1 protein-coding gene is annotated in these 207 nt (G+C 61.8%); it reads right to left on the reverse strand.

Features of this window, described 5'->3' with window-relative positions:
* On the reverse strand, nt 1–207 hold a 207-nt coding region (locus M975_RS22110), incomplete at both ends, for an Ig-like domain-containing protein (protein WP_157093439.1).

Raw genomic sequence — 207 nt, forward strand, 5'->3', positions numbered from 1 at the left:
CAGCGCATGAGTCGGGACCGGGACTTCGTAACGCAACTGACCGTTGGCATCCGCCACCACGTCGCCACGGTATTCATGGCCGTTAACGCTGACGACGACTTTATCGCCCGCCTGCGCATCACCGCTCACCACACCCGAGATCAGGGTCGGCATACGGGATTCGGCGGCATTCACCACGTTGTCACCGGCCACGGTCTGAATGATCGC

Source organism: Buttiauxella brennerae ATCC 51605 (assembly GCF_001654925.1).
GTDB classification, from domain to species: domain Bacteria; phylum Pseudomonadota; class Gammaproteobacteria; order Enterobacterales; family Enterobacteriaceae; genus Buttiauxella; species Buttiauxella brennerae.